This is a genomic window from Legionella sp. JM-2024 (assembly GCF_055389095.1).
In genome coordinates this window covers 3,584,983-3,597,953 of record NZ_AP039388.1, presented here as the reverse complement: position 1 = coordinate 3,597,953, position 12,971 = coordinate 3,584,983, and the positions used below count along the sequence as shown (strand labels likewise).

Sequence of the window (12,971 nt, the reverse complement as noted above, 5' to 3'; positions counted from 1 at the left end):
AATGATTCAATTAGAAGAAAGAGTAAGACATCTCTTTGGTGTCACTATAGAAGCAAAAATATCAGCAGCTGACATGTTGTCAGACTCAATAGCTAAAGCAGGGCAATTATTGGTTAATTGTTTGCTAAACGATGGCAAAATATTTATTTGTGGTAGTGGGGGATCCAGTGCGAATTGTATGCATTTTGCCAGCTCCATGTTAAATCATTTTGAGGTGGAAAGGCCATCTTTGCCTGTTATTAATTTGAGTTCTGATGCTTCCTGTTTGAGCTCTTTTGCCAATGAGCATCATTTTGGCCAAGTGTTCGCCAGGCAAATTCAAGCATTAGGTCAGGAACAAGATGTATTACTTTTACTAACCACTTCGGGGAACTCCGATAGTATGTTGTATGCTCTTCACGCGGGGAATGAACGCGGCATGGATACTATCGCTTTAAGTGGCCGAGATGGAGGTGTTCTGGCAAATCATATGGGCCCAGAAGACATTGAAATAAGAGTATCTTCCGATAGTACGGCTTTGATTAGAGAGTTGCACTTGTTCATATTGCATTGTTTTTGTGATTTAATCGAGCAGTCTTTGTTTGGTCAAGTTTTAGGATAGAAAATGAAAATAAATTTAAAATGTAAATCTATCGCAGTGATGTTAATTGGTACTTTGTTAACTGGTTGTGTTGCTGTAGTTGTTGCTGGCGCAGCAGCCGGGATGGTTTACGATAGAAGAAGCGTAACAACTATGGAGGCCGATGCCCGATTATTTCATGTCATCCACAAAACCATAATTAAGGATCCTAAGTTTAGGGATTCTAGAATTCTCGTTACCAGTTTTAACCGAGTTGTACTGCTAGTTGGACAAACACCCACTGCCTCGTTACGAGTGTTAGCCGAACGTATTGCACAAAATGCACCCGGAGTAAAAAGAGTTTATGATGAAATAACGGTTGATAATCCTATCCCTCTTACCCAGCGAACCAAAGACAGTTGGATTACCAGTCAAGTTCGAAGTAATATGCTGACTAAAAAAGGCCTTGAGTCAGGTTCTATAAGAATAGTGACTGAAAATGGAGTTGTTTATCTAATGGGTATTGTTTCTGATGATCAATCATCACTAGCCGTTGATGTTGCCAGGCGAGTTAGTGGTGTAAGGAAAGTCGTTAAAATTTTCCAATATATTCGTTAACATGTTTAAACAAGGATGTTTTCTACTATTGCTTTCCTTCATGATGACCTGCTTATCAGGATGTCTTGGTGCTGTATGGACTGGAGCAACTTTAGCCTATGATAGGCACAATGTTTATAAAAAATTAGATGATTATAATTTAATAATTGCTCTGAACGATGCTTTGGCTGCCAATGGAACATTTAAGAACTCAGAGACTGTGTTAGATATTGCGGTATTTAATAAAGATATTTTAATTGCAGGGCATGTTCCATCCCAAGAGTTTTATGATGAACTCTTGCAGCGCCTGGACAAGATAAAAGGGTATAGGCGGTTGTTTAATCAAGTAACTGTTAATCAAAGACCCTCCAGTTCAATCCAGGACAGCTGGATTACTACGAAAATCCGTAGTCAAATTTTTGCAGACGCATCTATTGATCCTAACGCATTTAAGGTGGTGACTTCCGATCACATCGTTTATTTGATGGGAGATGTAAAGGCAGAACAAGCTGAGAAGGTTATTAAAATAGCACGATTTACTGATGGTGTTGAACGAGTAATAAAACTTATGAAGTATTATACGTATCAAACCCGGTCGAATATGGCCTGATCATAATCAGGCCAATAGCTGCACGTCCAATCCAGGAAGTGGCTAACCTGGGAGGATAAGTATACTGTATCAATGGAATCGACCTTTATCCAGTCGTTTTCGCGTTTTTCTTAAATTAAACTCGCGTAACAGCCCCGTAGAACCATTTACAATATTTTCTTCATCTTTGCCGTTGCTTTCATTAGAGGGGTGGGATCTACAATGTTGCCGATATGAATGATGGTTTTTGTTATGTTTGTGGTATAATCCGTCGCTATAGCGATTACTCATTTGTTTTTGCAGCCTGGCTGCTGTATGTTGCATTTTCTCTGACATTTTTTAATCCTTAGGCGAGGTTTATTAGAAGATTGCTTAACATTCTAGTAATGCTAAACCCTACAATATTATTATAGCTCGTAATTTGAATATCGACGTTGCTTATTATGATTGTTTAATTTATAATTCGCGCCGTGAATGTTAGGTGAATATGTGAACAAACAGCTAAATAAGCGTGGAATCACACGGTTGTGGCTGGTGCAGCTAGGAGTTACTCTAATCCTTGCTACACTTTGCGCAATTCTATTTAGTGCTAATGCAGCAAGTTCTGCATTACTCGGTGGGCTGGTGTGCATAATACCAAATGCTTATTTTGCTATTAAACTGTTTAAGCACCAAGGTGCAAGAGCTGCAAAGCAAATAGTTAATAGTTTTTATAAGGGTGAAGCACTAAAAATAATACTGTCCATGTTCCTGTTTGCATTAGTATTTGTATTATGTAGGATCACACCGGCAGCTTTTTTTGCATCATACATTTTGGTTCTTATGACGCATTGGCTTGCCCCATGGATTATTGTCAATAAACAGAATAGGCCAAAAAGTGACTGAAATGGTATCTAGCACAAACTATATCAAACATCATTTAACGTATCTTACCTATAACGTAAGTGATATGAAATTTGGTTCAAGCGGTGGTTTTTGGACTTTGAACCTGGACACAATCTTTTTTTCGATAAGTTTAGGGCTAATTATTTTAGCCATCATGTATTTTGGAGCAAGGAAAGTAACAACAGGTATTCCAGGAAAACTGCAAAATTTTGCTGAACTTATGCTCCAATTTGCTGATAATCAGGTTAAAGATTGTTTTCATGGCAAAAATAATTTAATAGGGCCTTTGGCATTAACCATATTTTTATGGGTATTCTTAATGAATTTTATGGATATCTTGCCAGTGGATGTTCTGCCTATGCTTGCTCAGTTGGCAGGCGTACATTACCTAAAAGTTGTGCCAACTAATGATTTAAATTTAACGTTCGGTTTATCAATTTCAGTTTTTTTACTGATAATATTCTATAGCTTAAAAATAAAAGGCGTTAAAGGTTTTGTTAAAGAACTGACCTTGCAACCTTTTAACCATCCTCTTTTCATTCCATTTAATCTATTGTTGGAATTAGTGGGGTTGATTGCTAAGCCAATTTCACTGGCATTGCGACTTTTTGGTAATTTATATGCTGGCGAATTAATATTTATTTTGATAGCCTTACTAACCTTAAATGCTACAACATCATCACTGATTGGTACTATGACACTAGGAACAGCTCAATTCCTTCTGGCGTTGGCTTGGTCCATTTTTCATATTCTGGTGATAACCTTGCAAGCATTTATTTTTATGGTGCTGACTATAGTCTACTTAAGTTTGGCGCACGAAGAACATTAATCGATTTAATTATCATCATCCATTGTAAAGGGGATAAATATGCAAGCTGCTGAGTTAATAGCACAAGTTCAAAGTATGACCGTTATTGCGGTTGCACTGTTAATAGGTTTGGGTGCGTTAGGCACTGCAATAGGATTTGGTTTGCTAGGTGGCAAATTTCTCGAGGGTTCAGCTCGTCAGCCAGAAATGGTACCCATGCTACAAGTTAAAATGTTTATTGTAGCAGGTCTATTGGATGCGGTAACCATGATTGGGGTTGGTATTGCACTGTTCTTTACCTTTGCTAACCCTTTCTTAAGCAGCCTGGGTTCTTGATAACACATAATTAGGGCGCAAAGCGCCCTCATTGTTACAGGAGATTATATTTTGGATATTAATTTGACATTAATAGTTCAAATGTTAGTGTTTGCTGCATTTGTTCTATTCACAATGAAATTAGTTTGGCCACCATTAGCCAAAGCCTTGGAAGAAAGGCAAGATAAAATTGCAGATGGTCTGGCTGCTGCAGAAAGAGGACGTAAAGAATTAGAATTGGCGCAGCATCGCGTAAAGGACGAATTAAAACAAGCTAAAGCTCAATCTGCTGATATTATTGATAAAGCCAATAAAAGAGCATCTCAAATTATTGAAGAAGCAAAAGAAGCGGCAAAGCGTGAAGCTCAAGTTCAGGCAAAACTTGCACAAGAACAAATTGCCCAACAAGTAAACCACGCCAAAGAAGAACTTAGAAAACAAGTTGCAAAATTGGCTATTACTGGCGCAGAGAAAATTTTAATGCGCGAAGTAGATGCAAAAGCAAATAGCGAGCTGTTAGATAACTTAATAGAAGAGATTTAAAATGTCTGATAGTACTACTATAGCCAGACCCTATGCTAAGGCAATATTCGAACATGCCTTGGCTGAAAATAAACTGAGTCAATGGTCCGATTATCTTACTATACTGGCTGAATCCGTATCGACGCCTGAAATTTCTCAGTTTATTGCAAATCCTGCATCAACAGATGAACAACAAATTGAACTTTTAATAGCTGTGTGTGGAACAAAACTTAAAGAAAGTGATTCTTTAAACAATTTGATCAAACTTCTAGCAATAAACAAAAGATTAATGTTGTTGCCGGAAATTAAAGCACTTTATGAGGTACATAGAGCGGAGCAAGAAAAAATACTGGAAGTTGATGTGGTCAGTTATTCTGAATTGACATCAGCACAACAAAAACGGTTAAGTGAATCTTTAAGTCAAAGATTAGCACGTAAGGTTTCATTAAAAATAAGTATTGATCCTACCTTGCTTGGCGGAGCGTTAATTAGAGCAGGCGATTTAGTTATCGATGGTTCAGTTCGCGGTAAGCTTAACATGCTTAGTACCAGCTTGGCCGCTTAATTTAGAGGATAGTTTTCATGTCAGAACAAGTAGCGTTAAATCCTTCCGAAATCAGTGAATTAATCAGAAAGAAAATAGATCAATTTAGTGTGGTATCTGAAGCACGAAATGAAGGTACTATCGTCAGCTTAAAAGACGGTATCGTGCGTCTGCATGGTCTTGCTGATGCTATGGCAGGTGAAATGATTGAGTTTCCTGGTGGGGTATATGGCTTGGCACTTAACCTGGAGAGGGACTCAGTTGGTGCAGTAATTCTAGGGGATTCTTCCACATTGGCAGAGGGTCAAAAAGGAAAATGTACTGGACGTATTCTTGAAGTGCCTGTTGGAAGAGGTTTATTAGGTCGTGTTGTTGATGCTCTGGGTAACCCTATTGATGGGAAAGGCCCAATAGAATCTTCAGGCATGTCACCAATAGAAAAAGTGGCTCCAGGTGTAATTACTCGTAAATCAGTAGACCAGCCAGTCCAAACTGGATTAAAAGCCATTGATGCCATGATCCCAATCGGACGAGGTCAACGTGAACTTATTATTGGCGATCGTCAAACTGGAAAAACGGCTATTGCAATTGACGCCATTATTAACCAAAAAGGCACAGGTGTTAAGTGTGTGTATGTAGCTATTGGACAAAAAGCTTCTTCAGTTGCCTCAATTGTAAGAAAACTAGAAGAGCATGGTGCCTTGGAACATACTATCGTCGTAGTTGCTGGAGCTTCCGATTCAGCTGCTCTTCAATTCATTGCCCCCTATGCAGGTTGTACTATGGGTGAGTACTTCATGGAACGAGGAGAAGATGCTCTTATAGTATATGACGACTTAACAAAACAGGCGTGGGCTTATAGACAAATTTCCCTACTTCTACGTCGTCCACCAGGTCGTGAAGCGTATCCTGGAGATATATTCTATTTACATTCTCGCTTGCTGGAGAGAGCTGCAAGAATTAATGCTGATGAAGTAGAAAAACTCACTAATGGTGAAGTGAAGGGTAAAACCGGATCACTGACTGCCATGCCTATTATCGAAACACAGGCAGGAGATGTGTCAGCGTTCGTACCAACAAACGTCATTTCTATTACCGATGGTCAGATTTTCCTTGATGTGGATTTATTTAACTCAGGAGTCAGGCCAGCAATCAACTCAGGGTTATCTGTTTCACGGGTTGGTGGTGCTGCTCAAACCAAAATCATGAAAAAATTGGGAGGCGGAACCCGTCTGGCCCTTGCTCAATTCCGAGAATTAGAAGCTTTCTCACAATTTGCTTCAGATCTTGATGATGCGACTCGCAAACAGCTGGAGCGTGGTCAGCGTATTACTGAATTGATGAAACAAAAACAATACTCACCTCTTACTGTAGCTGAAATGGCTGTCAGCTTATTTGTGGTCGAAAAAGGGTATTTGGATGATGTTCCGGTAAATGAAGTCAGTTCATTTGAAACGTCGCTGCATGATTATATGCGCAGTACACATGCTGCTTTGTTGCATGCGATTAATGAGGCAGGTGCCTACGATAATGACATTGAAGCAAAACTGAAAAAAGCAGTAGATGAATTCAAAAGTACTGGAAGTTGGTAAGTGACTATATCCAGGAAATAATTTCCTGAGATATAAAGGCCATTATCACTATTAATAATGGCCTGCAAATCAAATAAAGGCGAAATGAAATATGGCTGGAGCAAAAGAAATCCGTTCGAAAATTTCGAGTATTAATAAAACTCGAAAAATAACTCGGGCTATGGAAATGGTGGCTGCAAGCAAAATGCGTAAAACGCAAGAAAGAATGCGGGCATCTAAACCATATGCGAATAAAATCTATGAAGTCATAAAACATATTGCTCGAGCAAATTCTGAATACAGACACCCATTTATGAATGAGCGAGAAATTAAGCGCAAGGGCATTATTGTAGTAACTACGGACAGAGGACTTTGTGGCGGTTTAAATTCAAATTTATTTCGTGAGACCATTCGTACTATTCGTAATTGGCAAGAACAAGGTAAAGAGGTTGATATCGCGGTTATTGGAAGAAAGGGGCAAGCTTTCTTTAAACGTATAGGTGGCAATATATTAGGTTCTATAGATCACCTTGGTGATACACCAAGCATTAATGATTTTATTGGTGTTGTGAAGATAATGATCGATTCATATTATAGCGGAACCATCGATTCTTTACATATTGTGTATAATGAGTTCATTAACACAATGACACAAAAACCATCTGTAAAACAATTATTGCCATTACCAAAATCAGAAGAAGACACAAAAATAATGGGGCATCATTGGGATTATATCTACGAGCCCGAAGCAAAAGAACTGTTGGATGAAATTTTAGAGCGATATATTGAATTACAAGTGTATCAAGCTGTCGTTGAGAACATTGCTTGTGAACAAGCTGCAAAAATGATTGCAATGAAAAGTGCAACGGACAATGCTGGTGATTTAATTAAAGAATTTCAATTGGCTTATAACAAAGCCCGACAAGCAGCCATTACTCAAGAGTTGGCAGAAATTGTCGGTGGCGCAGCCGCTTTATAAAGAGGGTATATAATGAGCTTAGGAACTGTAGTAGAAGTAATAGGTGCGGTCGTTGACGTAGAGTTTCCTCGTGATAGCGTGCCTAAAGTCAATGATGCATTGAAACTCGTTGATAGTGACTTGGTCTTTGAAGTGCAACAGCAGCTTGGAGATGGAGTTGTACGAACTATTGCTATGGGTACAACCGATGGTCTAAAGCGAGGGTTAAAGGCTAAAAATACTGGTCATCCAATTCAAGTGCCAGTAGGAAAGAAAACATTAGGCCGGATTATGGATGTACTCGGTCGTCCAGTTGACGACGCCGGACCTATCGAGGCAGAGGAGAGCTGGGCTATTCATCGTAAGGCCCCAAGTTACGAAGAGCAGGCAGGCAGTCAGGAATTGTTGGAAACTGGTATTAAAGTGATTGACTTGCTGTGTCCTTTTGCCAAGGGCGGAAAAGTAGGCTTATTCGGTGGTGCTGGGGTAGGTAAGACCGTTAATATGATGGAGTTAATCCGTAACATCGCGATTGAACATAGCGGGTACTCAGTATTTGCAGGTGTTGGTGAGCGTACCCGTGAAGGAAATGACTTCTATCATGAGATGAAAGATTCTAACGTATTGGATAAAGTATCACTCGTTTATGGTCAAATGAATGAGCCACCAGGAAACCGCTTACGCGTTGCGCTAACTGGTCTCACTATGGCAGAAAAATTCCGGGATGAAGGTCGAGATGTCCTTTTGTTTATTGACAATATTTATCGTTACACCCTGGCTGGGGTTGAGGTGTCTGCGCTATTAGGCCGTATGCCTTCTGCTGTGGGATATCAACCAACATTGGCTGAAGAAATGGGTATGCTGCAAGAGCGTATCACATCAACCAAAACAGGTTCAATTACCTCGATTCAAGCGGTATACGTACCTGCGGATGACTTGACCGACCCATCACCAGCGACTACTTTTGCGCATTTAGATGCAACAGTTGTATTGTCGCGCCAAATCGCAGAGCTAGGTATTTATCCGGCCGTAGATCCACTAGACTCGACTTCTCGTCAACTTGATCCTTTGATAGTAGGCCAGGAACATTACGACACCGCCCGCCGTGTACAACAAACTTTGCAGCGATATAAAGAATTAAAAGATATTATTGCAATTCTTGGTATGGATGAATTATCAGAAGAAGATAAGCGAGTAGTAACCCGAGCTCGTAAAATTCAAAGATTTTTATCACAGCCATTTTTTGTTGCAGAAGTCTTTACTGGTTCTCCTGGTAAATATGTATCACTTAAAGATACTATTAAAGGTTTCCAAGGTATTCTTGCTGGTGAATATGATGATTTGCCTGAACAGGCATTTTATATGGTTGGAAGCATTGAGGAAGCTGTAGCAAAAGCTAAAACCTTATGAGGCAAGATAATATGAGTATAACAACGCACTTGGATATTGTTAGTGCAGAGCATGAGATTTTCTCTGGTTTGGTTGAGATGGTCGTTGCCACTGGAGAACTGGGTGAGATCGGGATCACCCCAGGCCATGCTCCATTACTAACTGTACTAAGACCAGGTGAAGTTCGGATCACTTTACATGGTGGTACGCAAGAAATATATTATGTGCAAGGTGGAATGCTTGAGGTTCAACCTCATTGTGTAACAATTCTTGCTGACGTAGCTGAACGTGCGGATCATTTGGATGAAGCTGCTGCCCTTGCAGCTAAGGCAAGAGCTGAGGCTGCAATAGCTAGCAAAGGTGGCGATATAGATTATTCTGTAGCTGCAGCAGAGCTTGCCAGAGCTGTTGCTCAAATACGAGCAATCCAAAAGACCAGAAAAAAGATTAAATAATTTTGTCAACTTTTTGAACGTTAAACCTGAGTTGATCATATCGATTAAGAGGATCATCCCTTCCTTATATTGCGTGGAATCTTCTAAACACAGAAGCTCCGCGCAGCTCAATTAGCTGTGAAATGCACCTGTAATCTAAAACAGACCTCGATTACATGATGAAATATTATTTATCCTATTTCCTGAGAACATTATTCTTGAAATTTGTTAGTTATTAACAACAAGTTAATGTAGTTATTCCATGATTCATTCACATAGTTATCCACAGGTTGAAGTGACACTAAAAATCGATTTATTGATAAATTGATTTAAAAATCAATATGTTATTAATAGTCTATTAAAATAGCGTAAAAAATATGTAAAGTTATACACAGAATATAGAATGATTATAATTCTAACATCATGAATATTCTGTTAAAATTGTTTTGCTTTATCCCATCCGATTGCTCTAGGATGATGGATAGTAATTAATACAGAATGAAAACACATAAAATGAAAGAAGTAACTGAAAAAAGACCCCTTACAGAATTTACAGAAAAAGCTTATCTTGATTACTCAATGTATGTCATTTTAGATAGGGCATTACCTAATATTGCAGATGGGCTTAAACCCGTTCAGCGAAGAATTGTTTATGCCATGTCAGAATTGGGCCTAAAAGCGACAGCAAAATATAAAAAATCAGCACGAACTGTCGGGGATGTTTTGGGTAAATTTCACCCGCATGGTGATAGTGCTTGCTACGAGGCCATGGTGTTAATGGCACAACCCTTTTCTTACCGTTATCCATTTGTTGATGGACAAGGAAATTGGGGATCTCCCGATGATCCTAAATCATTTGCTGCGATGAGATACACAGAAGCGAGATTATCACCCTACGCTGAAGTGTTACTTGGAGAGCTATTGCAGGGAACAGTTGATTGGATAGATAATTTTGATGGCACATTACAAGAGCCTGCTTTATTACCAGCTCGTTTACCTAATATTTTATTGAATGGAGCAACCGGTATTGCAGTGGGTATGGCCACTGATATTCTGCCACACAATCTCACCGAAGTTGCAAATGCCTGTATTTACTTATTAGACAACCCGCAAGCAGATTTGACAGCAATCTGTGAACGAATCAAAGGGCCTGATTTTCCAACTGAGGCGGAAATTATTACCCCAACTGAAGTACTCAGGAATATATATGAATCGGGTAGTGGTTCAATTAAGATGCGGGCAATTTACACTCAAGAAAAACAAAATATTGTAATAACAGCTCTACCTTATCAAGTATCAGGAGCAAAGATTATTGAGCAGATTGCAATGCAAATGCAACAGAAAAAATTACCTATGGTGGAGGATTTACGTGATGAATCCGATCATGAACATCCTACTCGTCTGGTAATTATCCCACGATCAAACCGGATCGATATCGAAAGTTTAATGTCTCATTTGTTTGCTACTACAGATCTGGAGCGCAGCTACCGAGTAAACTTTAATATGATAGGGTTGGATGGTAAGCCAAGAGTTAAAGGGTTACTAACAATATTGACTGAGTGGTTACAGTTCAGGTTAGCCACAGTGAAAAAGCGTCTTCAGTTTAGACTAGAGAAAGTGCTTGAGCGCATTCATATTCTTGAAGGGTTGCTAATCGCCTATTTGAATATAGATGAAGTTATTGCAATTATTAGAGAGCATGAACATCCGAAACAAGGATTAATTTCACGGTTCAATTTGACTGAACGGCAGGCAGAAGCAATATTGGAAATGAAACTACGTCATTTAGCCAAATTGGAAGAGATTAAATTGCGTGGGGAATTGGATGAGCTAAGTGATGAGCGAGATAATTTACAAAAAACGCTTGCTAGCGATTTACTTCTAAAAGAATTGATTAAAGAAGAGATTATTAGAGATCGAAATGATTTTGGGGATTTGCGTCGTTCTCCCCTTATTGCAAGAGAAGATTCGCAGGCATTAAAAGAAGAGGATATTTTACCCAACGAGCCCATTACGGTTGTTTTATCAAAGAATGGATGGGTCAGAGCAGCCAAAGGTCATGATGTGGATGGCAAAGAACTGGGTTATAAGGCTGGCGACGAGTTCAAAGCGCAAACATTGGCGCGTACTAATCAGCAAATTCTGTTTTTTGATGGTGAAGGAAAAGTCTATTCACTTCCAGGACACGTATTACCTTCCGCACGCGGTCAGGGTGAACCCTTAACTGGAAAATTAAATCCGGCTGAAGGAATATTATTTGAAGCGATAGCTGGAGGAGAGCCAGAACAAAAAGTATTACTGGCTACAGATGCGGGTTATGGCTTTATCGCCAGGCTCGAAGATTTATATGTTAAAAATCGTAATGGAAAAGCTTGCATTAAATTAGCTGAAAATAGTCATATATTGCCGCCAAGAATACTACCAAATCGAGATGAGCTATTTGTTGCATGTGCTACTAGCGTAGGGCGCTTACTTATTTTTTCACTCGAAGACTTGCCGGAGTTATCACGCGGAAAGGGAAATAAATTGATTGGCATTCCTTCCAGCAAAGCTATATTGCGTGAAGAATACGTTGTTGATATACAAGTACTATCCTCACAGGACTCACTTATTGTCCATGCAGGTAAACGGCACTTTACCTTAAAGGGAGATGATTTGATTCATTACAGAGGTGAAAGAGGAAGACGAGGAAATCGGTTACCTAGAGGTTTACAAAATGTTACTCAATTACAAGTAACAGGTTCAGAACAAAGTAACAACTAGATCGCTTATGTTTCCCGTGAAACAGTAGGTTTTAGCTAGAGTTATTCTTCAAGAATTTTTCTAAAGAGTTCCTTTGTTTCGTCTGATAAATTAGTCAAGGTTAAGGTAGCTAAGGCCAAGGTTTTATATAATTTGTTGACTTCACGATCCTTAATTGCTTGTAAATGAAGTGAAACTGTCTTTGTATCTCCTCTGGATAAAGGTCCAGTTAGTACTTCTGCAATCCTGCCATGTTGACTCAAGTTTATAATATTACTCTGCATTAGATTACATATCATATTTCGAGAATGTTGCTGATCGATCCCCGCTTTTAAAAGCAATTCTTCACTGTATGAGGCTAAGGTAACCAAGTAATTAGAAGCAATTGTTGCGGCAGCATGATAAATTGCTTTCGCTTCCGATTGAATTGCAATAACATTTGCGCCCAGTTGTTCAAAAGTACCTTTAAGCCAGGTGCAGGCTTCAGAATCTCCTTCCATAACACAATTCACATGCATAAATGCATTGGCGTCTATACAGTCGGATCTAAAGGCCTTTAAAGGGTGCAAACTGGCAATATAGCAGCCTTGCTTTTTCAATGGCTCCAATATACTTGAACTGAACACACCACTACAGTGGAATACTAAACTTCCCGGCTTTAATATTTTTTGAGTACTTAATGTGGCTACTACGTCTGAAATAAAGTCGTCCTTGCAGGTTATCCAGGTAATATCCACCTTTGGAAGGTTGGATAAATTTGGAGTGGCATTTCCTAATCCGATTTCATTACATGCGTTACTGGCGCTTGCCCAATTTGTGTTACAAATAGAATTTAAAGTGGCAATTTGATTAATAGACAATGCTAGGCCTATGTTTTTACCCAGACGCCCTGCACCAATAATATTGAAATTCATAGAGAGATAAGAGATCTGTACCAGATTCTCTTCTATTATAATGAAAAATTTTTTATTGTCTTGTTAAATTATCAACCTGAACTCATCAAATATTGGCAGTTCGATGAGTTCAGTCCAAATGAAAATGAGTATAAATTATCATTC

Annotated in this window: 15 protein-coding genes; 13 read left to right on the top strand and 2 right to left on the bottom strand. The window is 39.1% G+C overall.

Going from position 1 to position 12,971, the window contains the following annotated elements; translation table 11 throughout:
- Window position 1: 1 nt before the first annotated feature.
- From ACZ5EK_RS15755 to ACZ5EK_RS15745, 3 genes are read left to right on the top strand one after another with little or no spacing between them, the layout of a single operon-like run.
- Entirely contained in the window at window positions 2-601 is a 600-nt protein-coding gene (locus ACZ5EK_RS15755) for a D-sedoheptulose-7-phosphate isomerase (RefSeq protein ID WP_464430677.1), read from the top strand.
- Between the two features lie 3 nt (window positions 602-604).
- A complete protein-coding gene (locus ACZ5EK_RS15750) occupies window positions 605-1,177 on the top strand; it encodes a BON domain-containing protein (protein WP_464430676.1) in 573 nt (190 codons plus the stop codon).
- A gap of 1 nt (window position 1,178) precedes the next feature.
- Complete coding sequence (locus ACZ5EK_RS15745; RefSeq protein WP_464430674.1) at window positions 1,179-1,766, top strand: BON domain-containing protein; 588 nt, start codon at window positions 1,179-1,181, stop codon at window positions 1,764-1,766.
- 69 nt (window positions 1,767-1,835) lie between these two features.
- Here the strand turns inward: ACZ5EK_RS15745 and ACZ5EK_RS15740 are convergent, their stop codons facing one another.
- Window positions 1,836-2,081, bottom strand: a complete 246-nt coding sequence (locus ACZ5EK_RS15740; RefSeq protein ID WP_464425843.1) for a hypothetical protein — start codon at window positions 2,079-2,081, stop codon at window positions 1,836-1,838.
- 153 nt (window positions 2,082-2,234) lie between these two features.
- Here ACZ5EK_RS15740 and ACZ5EK_RS15735 point away from each other — a divergent pair, with 153 nt between their 5' ends.
- From ACZ5EK_RS15735 to parC, 10 genes are all read left to right on the top strand, one after another.
- The gene (locus ACZ5EK_RS15735) at window positions 2,235-2,630 is read left to right on the top strand and encodes an ATP synthase subunit I (protein WP_464430672.1); all 396 of its coding nucleotides are present in this window, start codon (window positions 2,235-2,237) and stop codon (window positions 2,628-2,630) included.
- A 1-nt stretch (window position 2,631) separates the two neighbouring features.
- Window positions 2,632-3,459, top strand: coding sequence for a F0F1 ATP synthase subunit A (gene atpB / locus ACZ5EK_RS15730; RefSeq protein ID WP_464430671.1), 828 nt, complete (start codon window positions 2,632-2,634; stop codon window positions 3,457-3,459).
- Window positions 3,460-3,498: 39 nt separating this feature from the next.
- Window positions 3,499-3,774 carry a F0F1 ATP synthase subunit C gene (gene atpE / locus ACZ5EK_RS15725; RefSeq protein ID WP_010948671.1) on the top strand — a complete coding sequence of 92 codons (276 nt, stop codon included), beginning with the start codon at window positions 3,499-3,501 and terminating at the stop codon, window positions 3,772-3,774.
- A gap of 51 nt (window positions 3,775-3,825) precedes the next feature.
- The gene (locus tag ACZ5EK_RS15720) at window positions 3,826-4,296 is read left to right on the top strand and encodes a F0F1 ATP synthase subunit B (RefSeq protein ID WP_464425837.1); all 471 of its coding nucleotides are present in this window, start codon (window positions 3,826-3,828) and stop codon (window positions 4,294-4,296) included.
- Window position 4,297: 1 nt separating this feature from the next.
- The gene (locus ACZ5EK_RS15715) at window positions 4,298-4,840 is read left to right on the top strand and encodes a F0F1 ATP synthase subunit delta (protein WP_464430670.1); all 543 of its coding nucleotides are present in this window, start codon (window positions 4,298-4,300) and stop codon (window positions 4,838-4,840) included.
- A gap of 17 nt (window positions 4,841-4,857) precedes the next feature.
- A complete protein-coding gene (atpA, locus tag ACZ5EK_RS15710) occupies window positions 4,858-6,411 on the top strand; it encodes a F0F1 ATP synthase subunit alpha (protein WP_464430668.1) in 1,554 nt (517 codons plus the stop codon).
- 91 nt (window positions 6,412-6,502) lie between these two features.
- Window positions 6,503-7,369: a F0F1 ATP synthase subunit gamma gene (atpG, locus tag ACZ5EK_RS15705; RefSeq protein ID WP_464430667.1), complete on the top strand. Its 867-nt coding sequence runs from the start codon at window positions 6,503-6,505 to the stop codon at window positions 7,367-7,369.
- 12 nt (window positions 7,370-7,381) lie between these two features.
- Window positions 7,382-8,758, top strand: a complete 1,377-nt coding sequence (atpD, locus tag ACZ5EK_RS15700; RefSeq protein ID WP_464430665.1) for a F0F1 ATP synthase subunit beta — start codon at window positions 7,382-7,384, stop codon at window positions 8,756-8,758.
- Window positions 8,759-8,769: 11 nt separating this feature from the next.
- Window positions 8,770-9,192: a F0F1 ATP synthase subunit epsilon gene (locus ACZ5EK_RS15695; RefSeq protein ID WP_464430664.1), complete on the top strand. Its 423-nt coding sequence runs from the start codon at window positions 8,770-8,772 to the stop codon at window positions 9,190-9,192.
- 492 nt (window positions 9,193-9,684) lie between these two features.
- Window positions 9,685-11,934, top strand: a complete 2,250-nt coding sequence (gene parC / locus ACZ5EK_RS15690) for a DNA topoisomerase IV subunit A (RefSeq protein WP_464430662.1) — start codon at window positions 9,685-9,687, stop codon at window positions 11,932-11,934.
- Between the two features lie 41 nt (window positions 11,935-11,975).
- Here the strand turns inward: parC and ACZ5EK_RS15685 are convergent, their stop codons facing one another.
- Window positions 11,976-12,827 (bottom strand): Rossmann-like and DUF2520 domain-containing protein, encoded by an 852-nt coding sequence (locus tag ACZ5EK_RS15685; protein WP_464430661.1) that lies wholly within the window; start codon window positions 12,825-12,827, stop codon window positions 11,976-11,978.
- Window positions 12,828-12,971 lie beyond the last annotated feature (144 nt).

Bases quoted from the DNA above. Each gene is read 5' to 3' on its own strand.
- ACZ5EK_RS15755 (WP_464430677.1), top strand. From the start codon at position 2: ATGATTCAATTAGAAGAAAGAGTAAGACATCTCTTTGGTGTCACTATA.
- ACZ5EK_RS15750 (WP_464430676.1), top strand. From the start codon at position 605: ATGAAAATAAATTTAAAATGTAAATCTATCGCAGTGATGTTAATTGGT.
- ACZ5EK_RS15745 (WP_464430674.1), top strand. From the start codon at position 1,179: ATGTTTAAACAAGGATGTTTTCTACTATTGCTTTCCTTCATGATGACC.
- ACZ5EK_RS15740 (WP_464425843.1), bottom strand. From the start codon at position 2,081: ATGTCAGAGAAAATGCAACATACAGCAGCCAGGCTGCAAAAACAAATG.
- atpB (WP_464430671.1), top strand. From the start codon at position 2,632: ATGGTATCTAGCACAAACTATATCAAACATCATTTAACGTATCTTACC.
- atpE (WP_010948671.1), top strand. From the start codon at position 3,499: ATGCAAGCTGCTGAGTTAATAGCACAAGTTCAAAGTATGACCGTTATT.
- ACZ5EK_RS15715 (WP_464430670.1), top strand. From the start codon at position 4,298: ATGTCTGATAGTACTACTATAGCCAGACCCTATGCTAAGGCAATATTC.
- atpA (WP_464430668.1), top strand. From the start codon at position 4,858: ATGTCAGAACAAGTAGCGTTAAATCCTTCCGAAATCAGTGAATTAATC.
- atpG (WP_464430667.1), top strand. From the start codon at position 6,503: ATGGCTGGAGCAAAAGAAATCCGTTCGAAAATTTCGAGTATTAATAAA.
- atpD (WP_464430665.1), top strand. From the start codon at position 7,382: ATGAGCTTAGGAACTGTAGTAGAAGTAATAGGTGCGGTCGTTGACGTA.
- ACZ5EK_RS15695 (WP_464430664.1), top strand. From the start codon at position 8,770: ATGAGTATAACAACGCACTTGGATATTGTTAGTGCAGAGCATGAGATT.
- parC (WP_464430662.1), top strand. From the start codon at position 9,685: ATGAAAGAAGTAACTGAAAAAAGACCCCTTACAGAATTTACAGAAAAA.
- ACZ5EK_RS15685 (WP_464430661.1), bottom strand. From the start codon at position 12,827: ATGAATTTCAATATTATTGGTGCAGGGCGTCTGGGTAAAAACATAGGC.